The 25,985-nt window shown below is 67.9% G+C and carries 22 protein-coding genes; 12 read left to right on the top strand and 10 right to left on the bottom strand.

Annotated elements, in window-relative coordinates:
* Positions 1-8: 8 nt before the first annotated feature.
* The gene (locus IG02_RS0109905) at positions 9-1,091 is read left to right on the top strand and encodes an inositol-3-phosphate synthase (protein ID WP_030744358.1); all 1,083 of its coding nucleotides are present in this window, start codon (positions 9-11) and stop codon (positions 1,089-1,091) included.
* Between the two features lie 142 nt (positions 1,092-1,233).
* Positions 1,234-2,502: an MFS transporter gene (locus tag IG02_RS0109900; RefSeq protein WP_030744356.1), complete on the top strand. Its 1,269-nt coding sequence runs from the start codon at positions 1,234-1,236 to the stop codon at positions 2,500-2,502.
* Between the two features lie 66 nt (positions 2,503-2,568).
* Here the strand turns inward: IG02_RS0109900 and IG02_RS0109895 are convergent, their stop codons facing one another.
* A complete protein-coding gene (locus IG02_RS0109895; RefSeq protein WP_030744354.1) occupies positions 2,569-4,035 on the bottom strand; it encodes a CCA tRNA nucleotidyltransferase in 1,467 nt (488 codons plus the stop codon).
* Between the two features lie 210 nt (positions 4,036-4,245).
* Between IG02_RS0109895 and IG02_RS0109890 the strand changes: the two genes are divergently transcribed.
* The 7 genes from IG02_RS0109890 (at position 4,246) to trxA (ending at position 13,763) form a co-directional block, all read left to right on the top strand.
* On the top strand, positions 4,246-6,555 hold the full coding sequence (locus tag IG02_RS0109890; RefSeq protein WP_030744352.1) for a DUF6049 family protein: 2,310 nt from the start codon (positions 4,246-4,248) through the stop codon (positions 6,553-6,555).
* Positions 6,556-6,600: 45 nt separating this feature from the next.
* Positions 6,601-8,736: a murein biosynthesis integral membrane protein MurJ gene (gene murJ, locus IG02_RS0109885; RefSeq protein WP_030744350.1), complete on the top strand. Its 2,136-nt coding sequence runs from the start codon at positions 6,601-6,603 to the stop codon at positions 8,734-8,736.
* Positions 8,737-8,855: 119 nt separating this feature from the next.
* Positions 8,856-10,559: a protein kinase family protein gene (locus IG02_RS0109880; protein ID WP_030744349.1), complete on the top strand. Its 1,704-nt coding sequence runs from the start codon at positions 8,856-8,858 to the stop codon at positions 10,557-10,559.
* A 24-nt stretch (positions 10,560-10,583) separates the two neighbouring features.
* A complete protein-coding gene (sigM, locus tag IG02_RS39040) occupies positions 10,584-11,288 on the top strand; it encodes an RNA polymerase sigma factor SigM (protein ID WP_078854344.1) in 705 nt (234 codons plus the stop codon).
* The gene (locus tag IG02_RS0109870; protein WP_030744346.1) at positions 11,285-12,292 is read left to right on the top strand and encodes an anti-sigma factor family protein; all 1,008 of its coding nucleotides are present in this window, start codon (positions 11,285-11,287) and stop codon (positions 12,290-12,292) included. The genes sigM and IG02_RS0109870 overlap by 4 nt, the downstream gene beginning before the upstream one ends.
* Positions 12,293-12,411: 119 nt before the next feature.
* Positions 12,412-13,386: a thioredoxin-disulfide reductase gene (gene trxB / locus IG02_RS0109865; RefSeq protein WP_030744341.1), complete on the top strand. Its 975-nt coding sequence runs from the start codon at positions 12,412-12,414 to the stop codon at positions 13,384-13,386.
* Positions 13,387-13,427: 41 nt separating this feature from the next.
* Positions 13,428-13,763 carry a thioredoxin gene (gene trxA / locus IG02_RS0109860; RefSeq protein WP_030744338.1) on the top strand — a complete coding sequence of 112 codons (336 nt, stop codon included), beginning with the start codon at positions 13,428-13,430 and terminating at the stop codon, positions 13,761-13,763.
* Positions 13,764-13,910: 147 nt separating this feature from the next.
* On the opposite strand, the gene IG02_RS0109855 is transcribed toward trxA, so the two are convergent.
* The 9 genes from IG02_RS0109855 to rpmH all read right to left on the bottom strand — a co-directional run bounded on the left by IG02_RS0109855 (position 13,911) and on the right by rpmH (position 20,682).
* Positions 13,911-14,528, bottom strand: a complete 618-nt coding sequence (locus IG02_RS0109855) for a GNAT family N-acetyltransferase (RefSeq protein WP_030744335.1) — start codon at positions 14,526-14,528, stop codon at positions 13,911-13,913.
* Between the two features lie 196 nt (positions 14,529-14,724).
* Positions 14,725-15,843: a ParB/RepB/Spo0J family partition protein gene (locus IG02_RS0109850; protein ID WP_078854343.1), complete on the bottom strand. Its 1,119-nt coding sequence runs from the start codon at positions 15,841-15,843 to the stop codon at positions 14,725-14,727.
* A complete protein-coding gene (locus tag IG02_RS0109845) occupies positions 15,840-16,916 on the bottom strand; it encodes a ParA family protein (RefSeq protein WP_078854342.1) in 1,077 nt (358 codons plus the stop codon). The genes IG02_RS0109850 and IG02_RS0109845 overlap by 4 nt, the downstream gene beginning before the upstream one ends.
* Positions 16,917-17,180: 264 nt before the next feature.
* Positions 17,181-17,897 carry a 16S rRNA (guanine(527)-N(7))-methyltransferase RsmG gene (rsmG, locus tag IG02_RS0109840; RefSeq protein WP_030744325.1) on the bottom strand — a complete coding sequence of 239 codons (717 nt, stop codon included), beginning with the start codon at positions 17,895-17,897 and terminating at the stop codon, positions 17,181-17,183.
* A 106-nt stretch (positions 17,898-18,003) separates the two neighbouring features.
* A complete protein-coding gene (locus tag IG02_RS0109835) occupies positions 18,004-18,525 on the bottom strand; it encodes a protein jag (RefSeq protein WP_030744323.1) in 522 nt (173 codons plus the stop codon).
* A 14-nt stretch (positions 18,526-18,539) separates the two neighbouring features.
* Positions 18,540-19,787 carry a membrane protein insertase YidC gene (gene yidC, locus IG02_RS0109830; RefSeq protein ID WP_030744319.1) on the bottom strand — a complete coding sequence of 416 codons (1,248 nt, stop codon included), beginning with the start codon at positions 19,785-19,787 and terminating at the stop codon, positions 18,540-18,542.
* 3 nt (positions 19,788-19,790) lie between these two features.
* The gene (yidD, locus tag IG02_RS39035; protein ID WP_078854341.1) at positions 19,791-20,150 is read right to left on the bottom strand and encodes a membrane protein insertion efficiency factor YidD; all 360 of its coding nucleotides are present in this window, start codon (positions 20,148-20,150) and stop codon (positions 19,791-19,793) included.
* A complete protein-coding gene (gene rnpA / locus IG02_RS0109825; RefSeq protein WP_030744316.1) occupies positions 20,147-20,518 on the bottom strand; it encodes a ribonuclease P protein component in 372 nt (123 codons plus the stop codon). The genes yidD and rnpA overlap by 4 nt, the downstream gene beginning before the upstream one ends.
* Before the next feature lie 26 nt (positions 20,519-20,544).
* The gene (gene rpmH, locus IG02_RS39030; protein ID WP_003949374.1) at positions 20,545-20,682 is read right to left on the bottom strand and encodes a 50S ribosomal protein L34; all 138 of its coding nucleotides are present in this window, start codon (positions 20,680-20,682) and stop codon (positions 20,545-20,547) included.
* 363 nt (positions 20,683-21,045) lie between these two features.
* On the opposite strand from rpmH, the gene dnaA reads away from it, so the two are divergent.
* The 3 genes from dnaA to gnd all read left to right on the top strand — a co-directional run bounded on the left by dnaA (position 21,046) and on the right by gnd (position 25,936).
* Entirely contained in the window at positions 21,046-22,896 is a 1,851-nt protein-coding gene (gene dnaA / locus IG02_RS0109820) for a chromosomal replication initiator protein DnaA (protein ID WP_078854340.1), read from the top strand.
* Between the two features lie 956 nt (positions 22,897-23,852).
* Positions 23,853-24,983, top strand: a complete 1,131-nt coding sequence (dnaN, locus tag IG02_RS0109815) for a DNA polymerase III subunit beta (protein WP_030744311.1) — start codon at positions 23,853-23,855, stop codon at positions 24,981-24,983.
* 77 nt (positions 24,984-25,060) lie between these two features.
* Positions 25,061-25,936: a phosphogluconate dehydrogenase (NAD(+)-dependent, decarboxylating) gene (gnd, locus tag IG02_RS0109810; protein ID WP_030744308.1), complete on the top strand. Its 876-nt coding sequence runs from the start codon at positions 25,061-25,063 to the stop codon at positions 25,934-25,936.
* Positions 25,937-25,985 lie beyond the last annotated feature (49 nt).

The raw sequence follows: 25,985 nt of genomic DNA, 5'->3' as shown, positions 1-25,985 counted from the left end.
CATGCGGAATGGGTTCGGTTCGCGTAGCCATCGTCGGCGTGGGTAACTGCGCCGCCTCACTGGTGCAGGGCGTCGAGTATTACAAGGACGCCGATCCGGCGACCAAGGTCCCGGGGCTGATGCACGTCCAGTTCGGCGACTACCACGTCCGGGACGTCGAGTTCGTGGCCGCCTTCGACGTGGACGCCAAGAAGGTCGGGCTCGACCTGGCGGACGCCATCGGCGCCAGTGAGAACAACACGATCAAGATCTGCGACGTCCCGTCCACGGGCGTCACCGTGCAGCGCGGCCACACCCTGGACGGTCTGGGCAAGTACTACCGCCAGACGATCGAGGAGTCCGCCGAGGAGCCGGCGGACATCGTCCAGACCCTCAAGGACAAGCAGGTCGACGTGCTCGTCTGCTACCTCCCCGTCGGTTCCGAGGACGCCGCGAAGTTCTACGCGCAGTGCGCCATCGACGCCAAGGTCGCGTTCGTCAACGCGCTCCCGGTCTTCATCGCCGGCACGAAGGAGTGGGCCGACAAGTTCACCGAGGCCGGTGTCCCGATCGTCGGTGACGACATCAAGTCCCAGGTCGGCGCGACCATCACGCACCGGGTCCTGGCGAAGCTCTTCGAGGACCGGGGCGTCGTCCTCGACCGCACGATGCAGCTGAACGTCGGCGGCAACATGGACTTCAAGAACATGCTCGAGCGTGAGCGCCTGGAGTCCAAGAAGGTGTCCAAGACGCAGGCCGTCACCTCTCAGATCCCCGACCGTGACCTGGGGGCCGACAACGTCCACATCGGCCCGTCGGACTACGTCGCCTGGCTGGACGACCGCAAGTGGGCCTACGTCCGGCTGGAGGGCCGCGCCTTCGGCGACGTCCCGCTCAACCTGGAGTACAAGCTCGAGGTCTGGGACTCGCCGAACTCGGCGGGTGTCATCATCGACGCCGTGCGTGCGGCGAAGATCGCCAAGGACCGCGGGATCGGCGGGCCGATCCTCTCCGCGTCGTCGTACTTCATGAAGAGCCCGCCGGTGCAGTACTTCGACGACGAGGCCCGTGAGAACGTCGAGAAGTTCATCAAGGGCGAGGTCGACCGCTAAGGACACACACGCGGACAAGGCAGGAGACGGCCGGGAGTTCGTCGCTGCCTGAGCCGCACGCCTCTACGAGAAGGGTCGTCGGACCGTCCGTCCGACGACCCTTCTCGCATCTCCCGACCCGACGTATGTGACGCTGACTCACATGCCTGTCGTGCGTGATCTGCGCGTGCTGCTACGCCTCGGCGGTTTCCGTCGGCTGCTCGCGGTCCGACTGCTCTCCCAGGGAGCGGATGGCGTCTTCCAGGTCGCGCTCGCCGCGTATGTCGTCTTCTCACCCGAGAAACAGACCTCGGCCGCCGCGATCGCCTCCGCCATGGCCGTACTCCTGCTGCCGTATTCCCTGGTCGGACCCTTCGCCGGCGTGCTGCTGGACCGTTGGCAGCGCCGCCAGGTGTTCCTGTACGGGAATCTGCTGCGAGCTCTCCTGGCGGGCGTGACGGCGTTGCTGATCCTCGCCCCGGTACCCGACTGGCTCTTCTATGTCGCGGCGCTGTCCGTGACGGCCGTCAATCGTTTCGTTCTCGCCGGCCTGTCGGCGGCCCTGCCACGGGTGGTCGACGAGGACCGTCTCGTCCTCGCGAACGCGTTGTCTCCCACCGCGGGCACGCTGGCCGCGACGGCGGGTGGCGGAGTCGCCTTTGTCGTACGGCTGACCACGGTGGACTCCGACGCCACCGTCATGCTGCTGAGCGCTGTCCTCTATCTCTGTGGCGCCTTCACCTCCCTCACACTGGCACGCGAACTGCTCGGCCCGGAACGGCTGTCGGGCCGCCCCCGACTGGGGACCGCGCTCCGCGCCACCGCCGACGGACTCACCAGCGGTCTGCGCCACCTCGCACAGCGTCCGGCCGCTGCTCAGGCGCTGGCCGCCATGACGGTGATGCGCTTCTGCTATGGCGCACTGACCGTGATGATGCTGATGCTCTGCCGGTACGGCTGGACGACGCGGGAGGCCGACGGACTCGCGCTGCTCGGGATCACGGTCGCTGTCTCGGGAGCAGGTTTCTTCATAGCCGCAGTAATCACCCCTTGGGGCGGAGGACGTTTCGGCCCACACGGCTGGATAGCACTCTGCGCGACAACTGCCGCCCTCCTTGAACCCGCCTTGGGGTTGACCTTCGCGCCGTTGCCTACACTCATCGCCGCATTCATCCTCGGGCTGGTCACCCAGGGAGCGAAGATCGCCACCGATACGGCCGTACAGACATCGGTGGATGACTCCTTCCGAGGCCGAGTGTTCTCCCTCTATGACGTCCTCTTCAACGTCGCCTTCGTCGGCGCCGCAGGGCTGGCCGCCCTGATGCTGCCACCCGACGGCCGGTCGACTCCGCTCGTAGTGACGGTCGCGCTCCTCTATGGAGCAGTGGCCGTCGCCCTTACCCGGGCACGAAAAGAGCGGTGTTTCACGTGAAACACCGCCCCGATCGCGTCGCCGTCGCACGGGTCATGTTTCACGTGAAACATGACCCGAACCACTTCAGCCCTGCTTGGCCCACCACTCCTTGAGTGCGGCAACGGCCGCGTCATGCTCCATCGGCCCGTTCTCCAGCCGCAGCTCCAGCAGGAACGCGTACGCAGATCCGATCGCCGGCCCCGGGCCGACGCCCAGCACCTCCATGATCTGGTTGCCGTTGAGGTCAGGCCTGATGGAATCCAGCTCCTCCTGCTCTTGGAGCCGAGCGATGCGCTCTTCCAGACCGTCGTACGCCCGCGACAGCGCATTCGCCTTGCGCTTGTTCCGCGTGGTGCAGTCCGAGCGGGTCAGCTTGTGGAGCCGACTCAACAAAGGACCCGCATCGCGCACGTAGCGCCGAACCGCGGAGTCGGTCCACTCGCCCGTGCCGTATCCGTGGAACCGCAGATGCAGTTCCACCAGCCGGGCGACGTCCTTGATCATCTCGTTGGAGTACTTGAGAGCGGAGAGCCGCTTCTTGACCATCTTGGCGCCCACGACCTCGTGGTGATGGAAGGAGACCCGTCCGTCCTTCTCGAATCGCCTGGTCCTGGGCTTACCGATGTCATGCAGCAGCGCGGCCAGCCGCAGCACCAGGTCCGGGCCGTCCTCCTCCAGATCGATGGCCTGCTCCAGGACGATCAACGAATGCTCGTAGACGTCCTTGTGCCGGTGGTGCTCGTCGCTCTCCAGCCGCAGCGCGGGCAGCTCCGGCAGCACTCGTTCGGCGAGACCGGTGTCGACGAGCAGCGCCAGGCCCTGGCGTGGATGAGCCGAGAGAAGCAGTTTGTTCAGCTCGTCCCGCACACGCTCGGCGGAGACGATGTCGATGCGGTCGGACATGGCCGTCATGGCCGCGACCACGTCCGGGGCCACCTCGAAGTCCAGCTGAGCGGCGAACCGGGCAGCACGGAACATCCGGAGCGGATCGTCGGAAAAGGACTCCTCGGGCGTGCCAGGGGTACGCAGCACACGCGCCGACAGGTCCTCCAGCCCACCGTGCGGGTCGATGAAGTCCTTCTGCGGCAACGCGACGGCCATCGCGTTCACCGTGAAATCCCGGCGCACGAGGTCTTCCTCGATGGAGTCCCCGTAGGACACTTCCGGTTTGCGTGAAGTCCGGTCGTACGCCTCCGACCGGTAGGTCGTCACCTCGATCTGGAAACGCTGATCAGCGTCACCCACCCGTGCGTCCTTCTGGCAGCCGACGGTGCCGAAGGCGATCCCCACGTCCCACACCGCGTCCGCCCACGGCCTGACGATCTTCAGAACGTCCTCGGGACGGGCGTCGGTGGTGAAATCCAGGTCATTGCCGAGCCGGCCGAGAAGAGCATCCCTGACCGAGCCTCCGACCAGGGCGAGACCGAATCCGGCTTCCTGGAATCGGCGCGCGAGCTCATCGGCGACGGGGGACACTCTCAGCAGCTCACTGACCGCGCGGCGCTGCACCTGGCTGAGTGCACTGGAATTGTCTTCATTGGCGTTCGGCACAACAGAAAAGGGTACGTGCCGCCGTCCTCGCCGGCGTCCCCGTTTCGAGCCCGGACGGCCGATGCGCGGGTTTGCGGCGGAGCATGAGAATCTTCCGATCATGTGGGGCGGTCCCCAGCACTTCACCCCCGCGCGTCTCGTTACCATGCGTGGACGCGGCAATCGACAACCACCTATGGCAACCGACGACGACGAGAGACGGGCGAGCGCGTGGCGGAGGCGGCAGACTTCCAGGGGATCGGTCCATCTCCTGCCCGCCGGTGGCTGCGGCGCACAGCCTCCTTGATCGCCGGAGCCCCCTTGCTGGCGGGACTACTGACCGGTACGGCCCCCGCCGCCTCGGCGGCCCCCACAGCGAACGAGGCCACCGGCTCCCGCACCGTCGATGTGTCGCTCGACACACTCAACCCGAGCGCGCCGGTGAAGGGCGACACCCTCACCATCTCCGGCACGGTGACGAACGAGAGCAAGAAAACCGTCACCAACGCTCAGGTGGACCTGCGGGTGGGGCCACGGCTGTCCGGCAGGACCGCCATCGACGACGCCGCGGAGCGTGCCGACCACTCCTCCGGCGATGTGGCTCCGCTCGGCGGCTCGTACAAGGTGACCTTTCCCAAGCTCGCCTCCGGTGTCCCCCAGGACTTCGCCCTCTCCGTACCGGTCGGCAAGCTCGGCCTCGGTGACGACGGGATCTACCAGCTGGACGTCTCCCTGAGCGGCCGGACCGCCGCCGCCCCGTACAGCCGCGTGCTGGGCCTCCAGCGCACCTTCCTCCCCTGGCAGCCCGACCCCACGGAGAAGAAGACCCAGCTCACCGCTCTGTGGCCACTGACCTCACGGGCCCATCTCTCGGCGGAGACCGGTTCCGACGACCAGCAGACGCCGGTCTTCGAGAACGACGACCTGGCCGAGGAGCTGGCGCCCGGCGGACGGCTGGAGCAGATGGTCTCGCTCGGCAGCCGGCTTCCCGTCACCTGGGTCATCGACCCCGACGTGATCGCCACCGCCGACGCCATGACACGCAAGTACCAGGTCCGGAACGGCGACACCACCGTGCCGGGCAGGAACCAGGCCGTAGCCGCCCAGTGGCTGAATTCCCTGGAGAAGGCGGTGGCGGGGCACAAGGTGGTGGCGCTTCCGTTCGCCGACCCGGACCTGGCCTCATTGGCACACCGCGGCAAGGACGTCTCCGGAGCGCTCAGCCACCTTCAGCCCGCCACCGATGTGGCCGGCAAAACCGTGGAGACCATCCTCCATGTGAAGCCCTCGGGCGACTTCGCCTGGCCGGTGGACGGCGCGATCGATCCCTCGATCGTCGATGTCGCGACCTCGGCGGGCGCCCACAACATCATCACCCGAGGCGACAGCCTCCAGGACAACCTGCCGTACACGGCGACCGCCGCTCGGCCCATCGGCGGAGGCACCACCGCGATCGTCGCCGACACACGGCTGTCCACCGCATTCCAGGGCGACATGACGGAGGCGGGCAGCTCCACCCTCGCCGTGCAGAAGTTCCTCGCCCAGTCGCTGGCCCTCACCCTTCAGCAGCCCGGCAACGAGCGCAGCATCGTCGTAGCCCCGCAGCGGATGCCGACGGCCGCCCAGGCACAGTCCATGGCACGCGCACTGCGCGGTCTGGACGCCGAGCGCTGGACGGAGCCGACCGATCTCATCGAGGCGGCGGCGGCCAAACCCGATTCCCAGGCCACCACCAAGGTGCCGAGCGCCGCGCGCTACCCGAAGAGCCTGCGCGGTCAGGAGTTGCCGGCCGACGCCTTCCTCGAGATCAAGCAGACGACCGACCGGCTCGACAACTTCAAGGCCATCCTCAGTTCCCCGGACCGGGTGGCCGCCCCCTTCAGCAACGCGATCAACCGGGCGATGTCGGCGTCCTGGCGAGGTGACCCGGAGGCCGCGCAGCAGTACCGCGGCGCGGTGGAGAACTACCTGCTGAGTCTCGCCGACGAGGTGCAGCTCATCCCCAAGTCCGACCTCACCCTCTCCGGCCGTAGCGCGACGGTCCCGGTGACCGTGCAGAACCAGCTGTTGCAAGGTGTCCAGAACCTGGTGCTGCGCCTGAAATCCGACAACCCCACGCGGCTCAGGCTGGACGGCAACCGAGCGGTCGCGGAGCAGCCGATCAAGATCGACGGCGGGCACAGCCAGTCGGTGAAGTTCACCGGGGCAGGCAACGCCAACGGTCCGGTACAGGTGACCGCACAGCTCTACACGGTCGACGGCCGGCCCTACGGCGCCCCCATGACGTTCCAGGTCAAGGTCTCGGAGATCACGCCCACCGTCATGCTGGTCATCGCGGGCGGTGTGCTGCTGCTCGTCCTGGCCGGGGTCAAGATGTACAGCCAGCGCAAGCGGGCGGTGGCCCGTAAGGCGGCGGCGGAGTCCACGGACGACGAACAGACCGCGAGGGACACGAATCCCGAGCAGCCGAGTGACCCGACACCGGACACCGGACCGGAAAGCGCGGACGCGTCGGGCGCGGGTGAGAAAGTGGACCGTTGAGCGATGTCGTGGCCGGTGGCCGGGGACGATGAGGTGGGGTTGACCATGAAAGCGCCGTACGACGGTGACCGCGGGCAGGGCGCGGGCGGCGATCCGGCAGGCCAGGTTCCGCCCTCCTCGCAGCCTGCGGAGGATCCCTACGTGCAGGATGCCTACAGCCGGGACCCGTACTGGGCACAGGACCTGTCCGCACAGGACCCGGTGACCGAGGCTCTGTACGACCGTGCCTCGCACCCCCCGCCCCCGCCGGGCACCTATCCGGACGCGCGGGAAATGTACCGGCAGCCACCCGCTCAGCAGTACGCTCCCGACCCCCGTGTGTGGGCCCAGACGCCGCCCCCCGAGCCCGCCGGCCCCTCCCGCCTCCCCTACGGCGACAACCCGCACACCACCCAGTACACAGGCGTCGACGACCTGGTCTCGCGGGCCGGCGACGAGGGCCCCTCCCCGGACGCGTTCGCCCATCTCTACCGCGACCAGCAGGGCACCGGCCAGGTGCTGTCCCCGCCGGAGCCGGAGCCCGCGGCGCCGCCGCCTCCCGCCAAGAAGCAGAGCAAGGCCGCGGGACTGCTCAAGTCCAGCGCCGTGATGGCGGCCGGAACGCTGGTCTCCCGGCTCACCGGTTTCGTACGGAGCCTGGTGATCACCGCCGCGCTGGGCGCGGCACTGCTCGGCGACTCCTTCACCGTCGCCTACACCCTCCCGACGATGATCTACATCCTCACCGTGGGAGGCGGCCTCAACTCCGTCTTCGTACCGCAGCTCGTACGGTCGATGAAGAACGACGACGACGGCGGCGAGGCGTACGCCAACCGGCTGCTGACCCTCGTCATGGTGGCGCTCGGCGCGATCGTCGCCCTCGCCGTCTTCGGTGCACCCCTGCTGGTGCACGCGATGTCACCCACGATCGCGGGTGATCCGGCGGCCAACAACGTAGCGGTCACCTTCGCCCGCTACTGCCTGCCCACGATCTTCTTCATGGGCGTGCACGTCGTGATGGGCCAGATCCTGAACGCCCGTGGGAAGTTCGGCGCGATGATGTGGACCCCGGTCCTCAACAACATCGTCATGATCACTACGTTCGGGCTGTTCATCTGGGTGTACGGCACCGCCGCCGACTCCAGCATGACCGTCCGGACCATCCCGCCGGAGGGCGTCCGGCTCCTGGGCATCGGCACGCTGCTGGGCCTGGCCGTCCAAGCGCTCGCGATGATGCCCTACCTGCGTGAGACCGGTTTCCGGTTCCGCCCGCGGTTCGACTGGAAGGGCCACGGGCTCGGCAAGACGGTCAAGCTCGCCAAGTGGACCGTGCTCTTCGTTCTCGCCAACCAGGCCGGTGTCCTGGTCGTCACCCAGCTCGCCACCGCCGCCGGAAAGGCGTCCGGCGAGGACGGCACCGGCATCCTCGCCTACAGCAACGCCCAGCTGATCTGGGGCATGCCGCAGGCCATCATCACCGTCTCGGTCATGGCCGCGCTGCTGCCCCGCATCTCCCGGTCCGCATCGGACGGCGACTCCGGCGCGGTGCGCGACGACATCTCCCAGGGGCTGCGCAACTCCGCGGTCGCGATCGTCCCGATCGCCTTCCTCTTCCTCGCGCTCGGTGTGCCGCTGTCCATCCTGATGTTCTCCTCCAGCGGCCTGGACTCCGCGCGTTCGATGGGCTTCATCCTGATGGCCTTCGCCCTCGGACTGGTCCCGTACTCCGTGCAGTACGTCGTGCTGCGCGGCTTCTACGCCTACGAGGACACCCGGACCCCCTTCTACAACACGGTCATCGTTGCCGCCGTGAACGCCGCCGCGTCCGCCGTCGCCTACCTGGTGCTGCCCTCCCGCTGGGCCGTGGTCGGCATGGCCGCCGCGTACGGACTGGCCTACGCGGTCGGTGTCGGCATCGCCTGGCGGCGGCTGCGGAACCGGCTGGGCGGCGATCTGGACGGAGGTCGCGTGCTGCGCACCTACGCCCGGCTCTGCCTGGCGTGCGTTCCCGGGGCCCTCGGAGCCGGCGCGGTCGCCTATCTCGTGCTGAACCACGTCAGCGGCGGTGCTCTCGGCTCGGTGCTGGCACTGGTCGGAGGGTCTGTCGTTCTGCTCGGTATCTTCTTCGTCGCGGCGAAGAAGATGCGGATCGAAGAACTCAACGCCCTGGTCGGAATGGTGCGGGGCCGTCTGGGGCGCTAGAGCGGGGCCACCGGAGGCAACCATCGCCGGTCGCCGTGTGTCGTGCATAGCGTCCGACTGTGGGCACAATTGGCTAGGCGTTTAGATTGTTCGCAACGGATGGGGAGGCAGGAGCGACGGTGGCGGAACGTAGCACGGCTGCCGTCGACGTGGCCGACAACAGCGGTGAGAAACCGTCGGCTGCCAAGGCGGCCAAGGCCACGACCGACGGCGTGGCGAAGGCCCAGGACGCCGCGGACACATCCGGCGCTGCCGCGGGCAGCGAACGTCAGGATGCCGCTTCGGGGGGCACGGAGCCCGACTTGCACAGCGGCCACAAGCTCGCCAGACGCTACCGCCTGGAAGAGTGCGTCACCCGTCTGGACGGATTCAGCAGCTGGCGTGCCGTGGACGAGAAACTGCGCCGGGCCGTGGGGGTGCACATCCTCCCGTCCGACCATCCGCGGGCCCGCTCCGTCCTGGCCGCCGCCCGGTCCGCCGCCCTGCTCGGTGATCCTCGCTTCGTCCAGGTCCTGGACGCCGTGGAGGAGAACGACCTCGTCTACGTCGTCCACGAGTGGCTGCCGGACGCCGTCGAACTCACCGCCCTCCTCGCCGCGGGGCCGCTGGAGGCCCACGACGCCTACCAACTGGTCAGCCAGGTCTCCCAGGCCATGACCGCGGCCCATCGCGAGGGACTCGCCCATCTGCGGCTGACCCCGGGAGCGGTCCTGCGGACCTCCACCGGTCAGTACCGCATCCGGGGCCTCGCCGTGAACGCGGCGCTGCGCGGGATCCGCGCCGACCGGCCCCAGCGCACCGACACGGAAGCGATCGGCGCGCTGCTCTACGCCGCGCTCACGCAACGCTGGCCGTACGAGACGGATGCGTACGGGCTCTCCGGCCTTCCCAAGGACGTGGGCCTGATCGCCCCCGACCAGGTGCGCGCCGGGGTCCATCGCGGCCTCTCGGAACTCGCCATGCGGGCCCTGGTCAATGACGGTGCCACCGCGTCCCGCCAGGAACCGCCGTGCACCACGCCGGACGAGCTGGCGGCGGCGGTGGCGGAGATGCCGCGCGTCCGGCCCCCCGAGCCGGCCTTCACCGCCCCGCCCGACTACCAGCGCACCACCTACCAGCAGGGCACGTACGGGCAGCCGCAGACTTTGCCGCGCACAGCCGTCATTCCTCCGGTGGTGGTTCCCCCACCGCCGCTCCAGAGCCGCACGGGCAAGGCCCTGAAGTGGACCGTGGCCGCGCTCCTGATCGCCGCGCTGGGCCTCGGCAGCTGGCAGGTCGCCGACCATGTCCTCAACCGCGACGAGTCCGCGGACCCGACTCCCACGCAGCAGAGCACCCAGAACGACGACGACAAGTCGGCGACGAAGCCCGGCAAGCCGATCAAGATCGTCAATGCACGTGACTTCGACCCCCTCGGCCAGGACCAGTCCGAGAACCCCGAAGACCTCCAGAAGGCCTATGACGGCGATCCCAGCACCTCCTGGCATACGAGCGCCTACTTCAGCTCCGACTTCGGCCGCCTCAAGCCCGGTGTCGGCATCATTCTCGATCTCGGCAAGGTCCAGCAGGTCGGCACAGTGGATGTCTCGTTCCTGGGCGGCACGACAGGCGTGGAGCTGAGGGCCGCGTCCGCGGACACCCAGTCCGAGCCGACCACTCTGGACGCCTTTTCCAAGGTTGCCGAGGGATCCGGTGAGAAAGTCGCGCTCAAGCCCGGCAAGGAGCTCAAGACGCGATACGTTCTCGTCTGGCTGACCGACCTTCCCTCGGAACCGGGAGGCAATTATCGCGGGAAGGTCTCGGAGATCCAGGTCACCAGCTGACCGGAACAGGGGAGGGGGCCACCGTTGGACGATGCCGCTCTCGGCGATGCGAGCGATCACGATCTCTTGGGCGCTCATGTGGCGGGCCATCCGCATGCCTTCGGTGAGCTGGTCCGGCGTCATCGGGACCGGCTCTGGGCCGTCGCACTGCGCACACTGGGCGATCGGGAAGAGGCAGCCGATGCCGTCCAGGACGCGCTCGTCTCCGCATTCCGGGCAGCCCATACGTTTCGTGGCCAGTCCGCCGTGACCACCTGGCTCCACCGGATCACGGTCAACGCGTGTCTGGACCGGGCCCGCAAAGCCGCTTCCCGGAAAACGTCTCCCGTGGACGACACAGAGCGGCTGGAGCAGCTCCTCGAGCCCCAGGAGTCGGCCGAGGCGCCCGCCGAGCGGCAGGATCTGCATCGCCAGCTATTGGCTGCGCTGGCCACACTTCCCCCTGATCAACGCGCCGCCCTGGTACTGGTGGACATGCAGGGCTACCCGGTGGCGGAAGCCGCCGATGTCCTGGGCGTGCCCACCGGAACGGTGAAAAGCCGTTGCGCCCGCGGCCGGGCCAAACTGCTGCCTTTGCTCGCACATCTCAGAGGAGACACCGGGGATAGTGGCCGTCTCGACAGGGGAAGGAACCGGACGCCGGGGGCATCCGTCCCACCGGCATCAGGGCCGAAGGACGCAGGACCGAGCGATCCTGCCGCAGTGAAGGGCGGAGGTGGGCGCGCGTGACATCGACGACCGACACGACTCAGCACCCGGATGTCTCGGAAATCTCGGATCTGGCCGAGGGTCTGCTCTCACCGTCCCGCGCCGCTGACCTGAAGGATCATCTCGACGGCTGTCCCCTCTGCGCCGATGTCCATGACTCTCTGACGGAGATCAAGGGGCTGCTCGGCACGATGCCCGGCCCTCCGCTGATGCCGGCCGACGTGGCCGGCCGTATCGACGCCGCCCTCGCGGCGGAAGCGCTGCTCCAGTCAACAGCGCCCGGCAATGAGGTGTCGGGCGTGCCCGACGCCTCTGCCTCCGAAGGGCCGTGCGCCTCCACCTCGCATGTTTCACGTGAAACATCCAGCGAGTCGACCGACCCCTCCGAGTCCGTACGGGTCACCGCCACGTCCACGGAGGCCGTCGGGCAGCCCGTACGAACCACTCGCCCCGCCGGTCACCCGAAGGCGTCCACCGGCCCCGGTCGCAAGGCGGCAGAGCGGCGGCGCCGGCGGACCGCCATCCTGGGCGCCGTCTTCGGATGCGCCGCTTTGGGCGTCGGCGTGCTGTTCTTCCAGACAGAGGACTCCGCCACCACGGACAGCAGCGCGGACCAGCAGGCCCGCTCTGAGGTCAGCGCCTCCGCAGGGGACGGCAGCAACGAGTTCTCCGACACGCCTCTGCCTCGTCGGGTGGAAGCACTCCTCGCCTCCGAACCGACGACCCAGGAGTCCCCGGCCCGGCGGGACGGCGGCTCCACCAGCAACCGCAGTATTGAGAACACGCCCCTCCTCCAGCCCAAGGCCGTGGTGCCGCCCTGCATCCAGCAGGGGACCGGACGTACCGATGCCGCCCTGGCCGCCGAGCAGGGCACCTACCAGGGCAGCCGCGCCTATCTCGTCGTCCTCCCGCACCTCGTCGACGGCACTCAGGTCCAGGCGTACGTGGTCGATGCGGCATGTGTGGGCAGCGCCCCCGAGGCCAAGGGCAAGCTGCTGCTGACACACTCCTACCCCCGCCGCTGACGACACCCTCCCGGCCGCGGCATCTGGGGAATGCGAGACCCTTAGGATCCGTTGGATGGGGTGAAAGTCGTTGATCCGGCCCCAGTAGGCAGTCTGCTGTAGAGACGAGGAACAAACCCGTGACCGACGTCCGTAACGTGATCATCATCGGGTCCGGACCAGCCGGCTACACGGCCGCGCTGTACACCGCGCGCGCCTCGCTGAAGCCGCTGGTCTTCGAGGGAGCCGTCACCGCCGGTGGTGCGCTGATGAACACCACCGATGTGGAGAACTTCCCTGGGTTCCGCGACGGCATCATGGGGCCGGACCTCATGGACAACATGCGGGCGCAGGCCGAGCGCTTCGGTGCCGAGCTGGTCCCGGACGACGTCATCGCCGTCGACCTCACCGGCGACATCAAGACGGTCACCGACACGGCCGGCACCGTCCACCGCGCCAAGGCCGTGATCGTCACCACTGGCTCCCAGCACCGCAAGCTCGGCCTGCCCAACGAGGACACGCTCTCCGGACGAGGCGTCTCCTGGTGCGCCACCTGCGACGGCTTCTTCTTCAAGGACCAGGACATCGCCGTGATCGGCGGCGGCGACACGGCGATGGAGGAAGCCACCTTCCTGTCCCGCTTCGCCAAGTCCGTCACCATCGTCCACCGCCGGGACACTCTGCGCGCCTCCAAGGCCATGCAGGACCGCGCCTTCGCCGACCCCAAGATCAAGTTCGCCTGGGACAGCGAGGTCGCCGAGATCCACGGAGAGCAGAAGCTCTCGGGACTGACCCTGCGCAACACCAAGACCGGCGAGACATCGCCGCTCGCCGTGACGGGGCTCTTCATCGCCGTGGGCCACGACCCGCGGACAGAGCTCTTCAAGGGCCAGCTGGATCTGGACAGCGAGGGCTACCTGACCGTGGATGCCCCGTCGACACGGACGAACCAGCCCGGTGTCTTCGGTGCCGGTGATGTCGTCGACCACACCTACCGCCAGGCGATCACCGCTGCCGGCACGGGCTGCTCCGCGGCGCTGGACGCGGAGCGCTACCTCGCCGCCCTGAGCGACAGCGAGACGACTGCCGAGCCGGAGAAAACCGCGACCGTCTGACTCGCTCATCCCCACCCAACCCACAAGGTAAGGAGGCCGCCGTGGCCGGCGACCTGAAGCACGTGACCGACGACTCCTTCGAAGAGGACGTCCTCAAGAGTGACAAGCCCGTACTGGTGGACTTCTGGGCCGCCTGGTGCGGACCGTGCCGCCAGATCGCCCCGTCGCTGGAGGCCATCGCGGCCGAGCACGGCGACAAGATCGAGGTCGTCAAGCTCAACATCGACGAGAATCCGGCCACGGCTGCCAAGTACGGCGTCATGTCCATCCCGACGCTGAACGTCTACCAGAACGGCGAGGTTGCCAAGACCATCGTCGGCGCCAAGCCCAAGGCCGCGCTCGTACGTGACCTGGAAGACTTCATCAGCCACAAGTAAAGACGCGGCCGAGACCGGCTGCTCAATGTTTCACGTGAAACGGACTCGCCTCCGGCAGGAGGCGAGTCCGTTTCTTTTCTTATGGGCAAGCACGGACAAGCGCTGCCCCGCCGTTATGGGCGTATGGCGATTCGGCCGACGGCCGACTCAGAGCGGCCGCAGAGCGGGCTCCTTCTTCACAGCGCCCAGCAACCGGTCCAGCGCAAGCTCTACGTCCTCTTTCCAGGACAGCGTGGTCCGCAGCTCCAGCCGCAGACGCGGGTACCGCTGATGAGGACGAACGGTCTTGAAGCCCACGGCCAGCAGATATTCGGCGGGCAGAACACACGCCGAACCCTTCCACCGGGCATCGCCGAATGCCTCGATCGCTTTGAATTCCCGGCGCAGCAGATCCTTGGCCACCGCCTGAGCCAGTACGCGGCCCAGCCCCTGGCCCTGGTGGCCCGGCCTGATCCATGCCGTCATGAGCTGTGCGGCGTCCGAGGACGCCGGGCTCGTCGGGAAGGCCATGGAGCGCGGCACATACGCCGGCGGTGCGTACAGCACGAAGCCGACCGGCACGTCATCGACGTAGGCGACGCGGCCGCAGGATCCCCACTCCAGCAGGACCGCGGAGATCCATGCTTCTTTCTCCTCCGCCGCTCTGCCTGTCCTTACCGCAGCCTCTCCGCGTACCGGATCCAGCTCCCAGAAGACACATGCGCGGCAACGTCCGGGGAGGTCCGGAAGGTTGTCCAATGTGAGCGGTACGAGCCGACGCCCCATGGAGGCTGATCCTCACTTCCTTCACCTGCCGCTCCGCGGGCAGCGGTCGGCGCACTCCGTTCCCGAAGCAGGATGGCTGCGCCGTACACAACGCATCGTATCCACCCATAGGTTCCTGGCACACCGAGAGACAGAAAAGGCGGGCCGGGTTCCCGTCAGCAGGGAAACCGGCCCGCCCAGAGGCTGGCGAAGAGTGTCAGCCCGCGCGCTGCGGCTCCTCGTCCTCCCCGTCTCCGACACCTTCGGAAAGGCCCTTCTCCAACACTCGTCCTTCACCTGGGGCCAGGGTGCCGAGGATGCGTTCCAGATCCTCCATCGACGCGAACTCGACGACGATCTTCCCCTTCTTCTGCCCCAGATCGACCTTCACCCGAGTGTCGAACCGGTCGGAGAGCCGGGACGCCAGATCGGTCAGCGCCGGCGACACACGGGCACCGGCCCTGGGCCCCTTGTGCTTGGGCGCGCTCTCAGGCTCCGAGTCCATCAGCCTGACGATCTCCTCGACCGACCGTACTGAGAGTCCCTCCGCCACGATGCGATGGGCCAGTCGGTCTTGCTCCTCCGCATCCTTCACGGAGAGAAGCGCCCGAGCATGACCGGCCGACAGGACCCCGGCAGCGACCCGCCGCTGTACCGGGCCGGAGAGCCGTAGCAACCGTAGGGTGTTGCCGACCTGCGGGCGTGAACGCCCGATCCGGTCCGCCAACTGCTCTTGTGTGCAGCTGAAGTCCTTGAGCAGCTGATCGTAGGCCGCGGCCTCTTCGAGGGGGTTCAGCTGAGCGCGGTGCAGGTTCTCCAGCAGCGCGTCGAGAAGCATCTTCCCGTCGTCCGTGGCCCGGACGATCGCCGGGATACGTTCCAGGCCGGCTTCCCGGCAGGCCCGCAAACGCCGTTCGCCCATGATGAGCTCATAGGCTTCAGGACCCGACTGTCGTACGACAACAGGCTGGAGGAGCCCCACTTCCTTGATGGACGTGACCAGTTCGGCGAGCGCGTCCTCGTCGAATTCCTTACGAGGCTGACGAGGATTGGGCACGATCAGGTCGACCGGTACCTCGGCGAAATGCGCCCCGTCCACCGACCGCAACTCATTCAGCGTCTCAGCCGTCGGTGCGACTGTCGCCGGCTCCGGAACGACGGGCCCCGGTGGCAGGGAGGCCACCTTCGCCGCAGCCACCCCGCGGTCCGCGGTCAAAACCGCCCCCGCTCCTGAAGAGGCCGCTGCCCCTTCAGGGGAGGACGTCTGATTCTCCTGCGGAGCGCTGGGAATCAGGGCACCGAGCCCGCGTCCCAAGCCCCTACGGCCCCCACTCACTGGATCCCCTCCGACATGCTCTGCTGGCTGTTCTGGATGCCCAAATGAACCTGCTGGGCGTCGTAGTGCACCCCGACTCCCCGCAGGGCGATCTCGCGGGCGGCCTCTAGGTACGACAGGGACCCGCTGGATCCCGGATCATAGGTCAGCACCGTCTGGCCGTAACTCGGCGCCTCAGAGATACGTACGGAGCGAGGAATGCTTGTCCGCAGCACCTCCTTGCCGAAGTGGCTGCGAACCTCCTCTGCCACCTGCGAGGCGAGACGGGTCCTGCCGTCGTACATGGTGAGCAGGATCGTCGAGACATGCAGGCCGGGGTTGAGGTGGCCGCGCACCAGGTCGACATTGCGCAGCAGCTGTCCCAGCCCTTCGAGTGCGTAGTACTCACACTGGATGGGGATCAGAACCTCTGCGCCGGCGACCATCGCATTGACCGTCAGCAGACCCAGCGAGGGCGGACAGTCGATGAGGATGTAGTCCAACGGCTGCTCATACGCTTCGATCGCCCGCTGCAGTCGGCTCTCCCGTGCCACCAGCGACACCAGCTCGATCTCCGCACCGGCGAGATCGATGGTGGCGGGGGCACAGAAGAGACCTTCGACGTCCGGGACGGGCTGAACCACATCCGAGAGCGGCTTGCTCTCCACCAAGACGTCATAGATCGAGGGAACTTCGGCGTGGTGGTCGATGCCGAGCGCTGTGGAGGCATTGCCTTGCGGGTCAAGGTCGACGACCAGGACCCGCGCACCATGCAGGGCGAGCGAGGCGGCAAGGTTGACGGTGGTCGTGGTTTTCCCCACGCCACCCTTCTGGTTGGCTACAACCATGACCCGCGTCTGCTCAGGGCGAGGCAGACCGTCACCCGCACGCCCCAGCGCCTCCACCGCCAACTGGGCGGCTCGACCAATAGGGGTGTCGTCCATCGGGGGCGGTGTTTCACGTGAAACATCCTCCCCCGCCGACTCGGTGCGGGGACCGGGGACCGGATCGGTCATCGGTCCCGCGATGTTGGCGTCGGACCGCAAGGATTCACTCTCCTCGACTTCAGACTCGCAATGAACAGAGCCTGCCATGCTTTCGGGGTCAGGAACCAGCGAGGTCCGTGGATCTGTGGATGAATCCGCCTCTGTGGACAACCCCGTCCCCCTTTCGAGGGGCTTCCGGTCGCGCGATGTGGTAGCCGCGCGACCTCGGCCGATGATTCCTTGCAGCAGTGAGCGACGTTTCACGTGAAACACGATGCACGGGCCGCTATGCCAGGCTGTTACGACACTCCGTAGTACCCGCGTACGGCAGCTTGTATGGAGCACCACCGCTCACCAGGCGCATGGCCCGACTCAACGGCGGCGACGCGCCCGACCGGCTCGAGCAGCCTTGGCCCGCTTGGTGGCGAACCGCACGCCGCCGGGGCTCTCCCCGGCCTCCACGCGCACCACGGTGGCCAGCGGGTCGACGATGCCTTCGCCGACATGCAACACCGAGGTCCCCACCACACCCAGCTTGCTCAGTGCCGCACGAGCCCCCTTGATCTCTTCCTCGGCCGTGTCGCCCTTGAGCGCCAGCATCTCGCCGTACGGACGGAGCAGCGGAACGCCCCAGCCGGCCAGACGGTCCAACGGGGCCACCGCCCGGGCCGTCACCACATGTACGGGCTGAAGAGTGCCGAGCACTTCTTCGGCCCGGCCGCGTACCACCGTCACATGATCCAGGCCCAGCAGTTCCACCACTTCCTGGAGGAAGGTGGTCCGACGTAGCAGGGGCTCCAGCAACGTGATCTTCAAATCCGGCCGCACCAACGCCAGGGGGATGCCGGGGAGCCCGGCGCCCGAGCCCACATCGCAGACCATGACCCCTTCGGGAACAACCTCGGAGAGCACCGCGCAGTTCAGGAGGTGCCGCTCCCACAGCCGTGGTACCTCGCGTGGACCGATCAGACCGCGCCTCACGCCGGCGTCCGCCAGCAGCTCCGCGTAGCGGACAGCCTCCGGAAAGAATTCGCCGAAAACCGTGCGTGCCTCGTCCGGCGCGGGGGGAAGCTCTGCTGCCTCCGACACGGGAACCGTCCTTCCATACCGATCCACCGACTGGTGGCTGAACTATCAGGCTGACAAAGTTCGGCCCCGTCTGCTCAACAGACGGGGCCGAAAAACGCGGGACCGCTCAGGCAGGGAGCACCACGACGAAGCGCTGAGGCTCTTCGCCCTCGGACTCACTGCGCAGGCCGGCGGCGGCGACCGCATCATGCACGACCTTGCGCTCGAAGGGCGTCATCGGGTTCAGTTTCACCGGCTCGCCAGTGCTCTTCACCTTGTCCGCAGCCTTGGTGCCCAGCTCGGCCAGCTCGGTGCGCTTCTTGGCGCGGAAGCCCGCGATGTCCAGCATCAGCCGGCTCCGGTCTCCAGTCTCCCGGTGCACGGCGAGCCGCGTCAGCTCCTGGAGCGCCTCCAGCACCTCACCGTCACGCCCCACGAGCTTCTGCAGGTCCCGGCCATCCGAGTCGCTGATGATCGAGACCGCCGCACGGTCCGCCTCGACGTCCATGTCGATATCCCCGTCGAGATCCGCGATGTCCAGCAGACCCTCAAGGTAGTCGGCCGCGATCTCGCCTTCCTGCTCCAGGCGGGTCAGGGCGTCGTCGGCCTCGTCCGCGGACTCGGCGGCGGAGATGGTGCCTTCCGTCACGGATGCACTCCTTCTTACTTCTTGGACGGGTGCTTGGGGCGCTGCTGGCCCTTGCGCTGGCCCGGCTTGGCTTGGCGAGCGGAACCGGCGGCGGACTTGCCCGACGGCTTGGACGTGCTGTCCTGCGGCTCGTCCTTCTCCAACGAAGGCTTGCCGGGGGCCGGCTTGTCGGCGGCCGAGTGACCGGCGGCCGCCTGGCGCTGTGCCTTGGTCTGGCGCTTGGGCTGCTGCCGACGCGCCGCGCCACCGGCTTCGGCCTCAACGGTGGCGGTGTCGCTCTTGGCGACCGTGCCGTCGGCCTGTGCGGCCAGTCCCGCCTTCGCCAGGCCGGTGACGAAGCGGCGCTCGTTGTCGTTGCGGTCCGGCCCCTTGGCCACGATCGCCTGGACGATGGTGCGCTTACGCCGCGACCGCACCTGGCCCTGTGAGGTGATGGACTTCAGGAGGCGCTGGAGGTACTGGTCCTGCGCCTTGCTGCCCGGCGTCGGGTTCTGGTTGATCACGTACATCTGCTGGCCCATGGTCCACACGTTGGTGGTCAGCCAGTAGACGAGCACACCGACCGGGAAGTTGACACCCGTGACAGCGAAGATCACCGGGAAGATGTACATCAGCATCTTCTGCTGCTGCATGTACGGCGTCTTCACCGTGAGGTCGACGTTCTTCGTCATCAGCTGGCGCTGCGTGTAGAACTGCGACGCGGACATCAGCACGATCATGATCGCCGTGACGATCCGGACGTCGGTCAGGGAAGCGTTCAGGGACGCCACCTTGTCGCTGCTGTCCATGAACTTGGCGGCCAGCGGAGCCCCGAAGATGTGCGCCTGACGCGCGCTGTCGAGCAGGCTCTGGTTGATGACACCGATGGTCTTGCCGCTGGCGATGCTGGACAGCACGTGGTACAGGGCGAAGAAGAACGGCGACTGCGCGAGGATCGGCAGGCACGAGGAGAGCGGGTTGGTACCCGTCTCCTTGTACAGCTTCATCATCTCCTCGGACTGACGCTGCTTGTCGTTCTTGTAGCGCTCCTGGATCGCCTTCATCTTCGGCTGGAGCACCTGCATGTTGCGGGTCGACTTGATCTGCTTCACGAAGAGCGGGATCAGGCAGATCCGGATCAGTACCACCAGGGACACGATGGACAGCCCCCAGGCCCAGCCTGTGTCAGGGCCGAAGACCGCCCCGTACAGCGAGTGGAACTGGACGATGACCCAGGAAACAGGTGTGGTGATAAAACTGAAGAAACTGGCAATCGTGTCCACTAATCAGGCTCCTTGAGCTTTGGGCGAGGTCTCTGCGGCCGGGCCGGGGTCGCCGGTGTCCGGCCCCCCGGAAGGCACGCCAGCGGCGGAGTGCCCGCCCTTCCTGTCGCGCCACGCCGTGCGCAGCATTTCGTGCCAGCGCGGGCGTGTGCGCGGCGGGACGTGATCCACACCACCGGGCGACCACGGGTTGCACCGCAGAATGCGCCAGGCGGTCAGAGCCGTCCCCTTCACCGCGCCATGCCGGTCGATGGCGGTATATCCGTAGTGCGAGCACGACGGGTAGTACCGGCAGACAGGACCCAGCAGTGGGCTGATCGTCCACTGGTACAGCTTGATCAGAGCCAGCAGCGGGTATTTCATCGCGCGCCCCCTCCCAGCAACCGCCGGAGAGCGGCGTCCAGGTCTCGGGCCAGGTGGGCATGGTCGGCGTCACCCGCTCCGGGCAGCGCCCGTACGACAACCAGGCTACCGGTGGGCAGCTCGGACAGACGTTCGCGTATCAGGTGACGCAGTCTCCGCTTCACCCGGTTCCGTACGACGGCTCCGCCCACGGCCTTGCTCACGACGAAACCCGCACGCGTCGGGGAAGCGCTCTCCCCAGGCGCGTGCGGGTCGGTTGGACCGCTACGTAGATGGACGACGAGAAGCGGGCGTCCGGCCCGGCGTCCTCGGCGTACCGCGGCCGCGAAGTCCTCGCGCCGCCTCAGCCGATTCTCGGTAGGCAGCACGTCATGACCTGTTGGCGATCAGGCGATCAGGCGGACAGACGTGCGCGACCCTTGCCACGGCGGGACGCGAGAATCGCGCGGCCGGCACGGGTGCGCATCCGCAGCCGGAAGCCGTGGGTCTTCGCGCGACGACGGTTGTTCGGCTGGAAGGTGCGCTTGCTCACTCGGGGGCTCCAGAGAAATGTGTGTGGTGGCGGGACATCGCCTGGCTGTCACCGTGCGCCCACGAGTAGCTCGCGTTTACGCCCGAGTGCACCGCTTCAACAACCACAGTTCGTGATCTTTGCCCATCGGAGGCAGGCGGCAGCAGCCATCGACAACTCGACCTGGTCACGGTACGCGCGGCTGCGCCATCCGGTCAAACCAGGTCCGGGCCGGGGCTCATTGTGCACAGGCTGTGGACAACGACTTGAACCGCGCGGGTCGCCCTGACTACCGTGGCTGAACTCCGGCTTCTTTTCCTGCCGGTCTTCCCGATCCCGTCCCGAGAACCACACATTCGTGGGACCTGCGAGAGAGCGTGCCCCGTGGCTGACGTACCTGCCGATCTTGCCGCAGTGTGGCCACGAGTGCTGGAGCATCTCCTCAGAGAGGGCCAGCAGGGCGTCGAGCCCAAGGACAAGCAGTGGATCGAGCGCTGCCAGCCACTCGCCCTGGTCGCCGACACCGCGCTCCTCGCCGTTCCCAATGAATGGGGCAAGCGGGTCCTCGAGGGCCGGCTCGCCCCGCTCATCAGCGAGACCCTGAGCCGCGAGTGCGGGCGGCCCATCCGGATCGCCATCACCGTCGACGACTCCGCCGCGGAGCCCACCCCGCCGGCCCCACCCCTGCCCCAGCAGTCCCGCTACCAGGCGCCGCAGCACGACCAGTCGCGCCAGAGCGATCCGTACGACGACTACGGGCGCCGCGCGGCGGACGACGGCTACGGCCACCGGCCGTCGGACGACGGACTGCCGTCGGTGCGCCCCGCGTACCCGGACTACCAGCAGCAACGCCCCGATCCCGGCGTCTGGCCGCGCACCCAGGACGATCTCTCCTGGCAGCAGCAGCGGCTCGGCGGTTACCAGGACAGCGACCCGTACACCTCCCGCCCCCAGCAGCCGCAGCACGACTACCGGCAGCCGCCACAGGGTCCGCACGAGGGCGGCCCGTACGACCAGCGGTCCGACGGGGGGCCGTACGACCAGCGATCCGAGTACGCCAAGCACTCCGACGCGCGTGATCTTCCGGATCTGCCGGCACCCCGGCACGGCGGCACGCACAGCGCGGTGCCGGGCGGCCCGCGCGGGGGAGCGCCGGGCCCGCTGGGCGCCCAGCCCGCCCCGGCGCCGGGCCCCGGCGAGCCGCATGCCCGGCTCAACCCCAAGTACCTCTTCGACACCTTCGTGATCGGGGCCTCCAACCGGTTCGCGCACGCGGCGGCGGTCGCGGTCGCCGAGGCCCCGGCCAAGGCGTACAACCCGCTCTTCATCTACGGCGAGTCCGGGCTGGGCAAGACCCACCTGCTCCATGCCATCGGGCACTACGCCCGGAGCCTCTATCCGGGGACGCGGGTGCGCTACGTGAGCTCGGAGGAGTTCACGAACGAGTTCATCAACTCGATCCGGGACGGCAAGGGCGACACCTTCCGCAAGCGGTACCGCGATGTCGACATCCTGCTGGTGGACGACATCCAGTTCCTGGCGAGCAAGGAGTCGACGCAGGAGGAGTTCTTCCACACCTTCAACACGCTGCACAACGCCAACAAGCAGATCGTGCTGTCCTCGGACCGGCCGCCCAAGCAGCTGATCACGCTGGAGGACCGGCTCCGCAACCGCTTCGAATGGGGCCTGACCACCGACGTCCAGCCGCCGGAGCTGGAGACGCGGATCGCGATCCTGCGGAAGAAGGCGGTCCAGGAGCAGCTGAACGCCCCGCCCGAGGTGCTCGAGTTCATCGCCTCCCGGATCTCGCGCAACATCCGCGAACTCGAAGGGGCCCTCATCCGGGTCACGGCGTTCGCCTCGCTCAACCGGCAGCCGGTGGACCTCGGTCTCACCGAGATCGTCCTGAAGGACCTGATCCCGGGGGGCGAGGACGCGGCACCCGAGATCACCGCGAGCGCCATCATGGCGTCGACGGCGGACTACTTCGGGCTGACCGTGGAGGACCTGTGCGGGTCCTCCCGCAGCCGGGTGCTGGTCACCGCGCGGCAGATCGCGATGTACCTGTGCCGTGAGCTGACCGACCTCTCGCTGCCCAAGATCGGGGCGCAGTTCGGCGGCCGCGACCACACGACCGTGATGCACGCGGACCGGAAGATCCGTGCGCTGATGGCGGAGCGGCGCTCCATCTACAACCAGGTCACGGAGCTGACCAACCGCATCAAGAACAGCTGACGCCACTGAGGCCACTGGCTGTGCCGGCATGACCGGCACAGCCGCGGCGATCGGCACAGCGGCAAGGGTCACGCCCCCGGTACGGGCCGATGCGACCCTCGCTCGGAAGGCCGCGCCCCTGTCCGCGACCGCCGCTTCTTCATCGCTTCCGCGTCGTCCCTGACCGAGGCGCCGTAGCCAGGACGCCGAGGGCCGGCGCGTCGCGCGCCACGCCCGCTGTTCGAATCCGGAGACGCGCTGAAGGCTTCTCCACAGATCCTGAAGGAATCCTCCGTCCACAGCTTGGGGACGGGGAAGTTGTCCAGACGGCGTCCACAGGCCCCGCCGCCAGTCGATCATCACGCCAGGTCAGGTGGCTGTGGAATTGTGGCCGACGCCGCTCCACAGACTGTGGACGGAAAACTCTTCCACAGGGCGCCGGATCCGTTGTCCACCGGCGGCCCACAGGCAGGCCGCCGTTGCCCACAGCTCATCCACACCCCTGTCCACTGTTCGGCAACGAAACGCCCGGCATCGCTGAGTCGAGTGAAAGGCGTCACACCAAGGAGCTGGGTTGGGCTGTGGGGAACCGGGGTAAAGCTGGGGACAGCACTGGGGAGAAGTACCGGTGTCCTGTGCATCGGGTGTGCACAACTTCGGCCTGTCCACAGAAGGCGCGAGTTGTCCACGAGCCGCACCCACAGCACCAGTGGACAAAAAACCGGCCCTGACCTGCGGATACGACGTTTTCCACGGTTTCCACAGGCCCTACTACTACTCCCACCTGGAGTTACCGGGGAATTCGCTTCGAAGAAGGCCCTGTGCACAACTCGGGCCCGGAGCCTCCGGCACCCGTCGACTCGACTTGACCCGCGACCGCACCGACTGTCGGTGCCGTGCGTCAGACTGGTCACCGGCATCACAGCCGACGACGAAGGCCAGCAGGGCGAGCCAGCAACAAGCAGGAGGCGGTTCCGGTGAAGATCCGGGTGGAGCGCGATGTACTCGCGGAGGCGGTGGCCTGGGTGGCTCGGAGCCTCCCCGCCCGTCCGCCGGCGCCCGTTCTCGCGGGCCTTCTTCTGAGGGCCGAGGACGGAGCGCTCAGCTTCTCCAGCTTCGACTACGAGGTCTCGGCGCGCGTCTCGGTGGACGCGGAGGTCGAGGAGGACGGCACGGTCCTCGTCTCCGGCCGGCTGCTCGCCGACATCTGCCGGGCGCTGCCCAACCGGCCGGTGGAGATTTCCACAGACGGTGTACGGGCGACCGTGGTCTGCGGCTCCTCCCGGTTCACCCTCCACACCCTTCCGGTGGAGGAGTACCCGGCGCTGCCGCAGATGCCGACGGCGACCGGCACCGTTCCCGGTGAGGTCTTCGCCTCGGCCGCCTCCCAGGTCGCGATCGCCGCGGGCCGTGACGACACGCTGCCGGTGCTCACGGGCGTACGGATCGAGATCGAGGGCGACACGGTCACGCTGGCCTCGACCGACCGCTATCGCTTCGCGGTCCGTGAGTTCCTGTGGAAGCCGGAGTCCCCGGACATCTCCGCGGTCGCCCTGGTGCCCGCCAAGACGCTGCTGGACACGGCCAAGGCGCTGACCAGCGGTGACACGGTCACCCTGGCGCTGGCCGGCTCGGGCGCCGGTGAGGGCCTGATCGGTTTCGAGGGCGCGGGCCGCCGTACGACCACACGCCTGCTCGAAGGCGATCTGCCGAAGTACCGCACGCTCTTCCCGACCGAGTTCAACTCGGTCGCGGTCATCGAGACCGCCCCGTTCGTGGAGGCCGTCAAGCGCGTCGCCCTGGTCGCCGAGCGGAACACGCCGGTGCGGCTGAGCTTCGAGCAGGGCGTGCTCATCCTGGAGGCCGGGTCCAGCGACGACGCACAGGCTGTGGAGCGGGTCGACGCGACGCTCGAGGGCGACGACATCTCGATCGCCTTCAACCCGACCTTCCTGCTGGACGGCCTGAGCGCGATCGACTCCCCGGTCGCCCAGCTCTCCTTCACGACGTCCACGAAGCCGGCCCTGCTCAGCGGCCGCCCGGCCGTCGACGCCGAGGCGGACGAGGCGTACAAGTACCTGATCATGCCGGTACGACTGAGCGGCTGACCCCACAGGTGAGTGGCCGGGTCCGGGCGTAGGCTCGGACCCGGGTACGAATCGCCTCAACGCTTAAGGAACGCCTGATGGAGCTCGGTCTTATCGGTCTCGGCAAGATGGGCGGCAACATGCGCGAGCGCATCCGCCGCGCGGGCCACACCGTCATCGGTTACGACCGCAATCCGGACCTCTCCGATGTGCAGAGTCTCGAGGAGCTGGTGGGCAAGCTCAAGGGGCCGCGCGTGGTGTGGGTGATGGTGCCGGCCGGGGCCGCGACCCAGGCGACGATCGACGAGCTGGCAGGTCTGCTGTCCCCGGGGGACGTCGTGGTGGACGGCGGCAACTCCCGCTGGACGGACGACGAGAAGCACGCCGTCGAGCTCGGCATCAAGGGCATCGGCTTCGTCGACTGCGGCGTCTCCGGCGGTGTCTGGGGCCTGGAGAACGGCTACGCGCTCATGTACGGCGGTGACGCGGAGAACGTGGCCAAGGCGCAGCCGATTTTCGACGCGCTCAAGCCCGAGGGCGAGTTCGGCTCCGTGCACGCCGGCAAGGTCGGCGCGGGCCACTTCGCCAAGATGGTCCACAACGGCATCGAGTACGCGATGATGCAGGCCTACGCCGAGGGCTGGGAGCTGCTGGAGAAGGCCGATTCGGTCACCGACGTCCGCGAGGTCTTCCGCTCCTGGCAGGAGGGCACCGTCATCCGGTCCTGGCTGCTGGACCTGGCGGTCAACGCGCTGGACGACGACGAGCATCTGGAGCGGCTGAAGGGCTACGCGGAGGACTCCGGCGAGGGCCGGTGGACCGTCGAGGCGGCGATCGACCACGCGGTGCCGCTGCCCGCGATCACCGCGTCCCTGTTCGCCCGCTTCGCCTCCCGCCAGGACGACTCCCCCCAGATGAAGATGATCGCCGCGCTGCGCAACCAGTTCGGCGGTCACGCGGTCGAGAAGGCGTAACGATCCGGCGGCCGGGCGGCCGACCGGCGGCGGAATCAGCACGTACACA

The organism is Streptomyces sp. NRRL F-5135 (genome assembly GCF_000719775.1).
In the GTDB taxonomy this organism is placed as follows: Bacteria; Actinomycetota; Actinomycetes; order Streptomycetales; family Streptomycetaceae; genus Streptomyces; species Streptomyces hebeiensis.
Note: the sequence above shows the minus strand (reverse complement) of the source record. Positions and strands in the feature narration are given on the sequence as shown.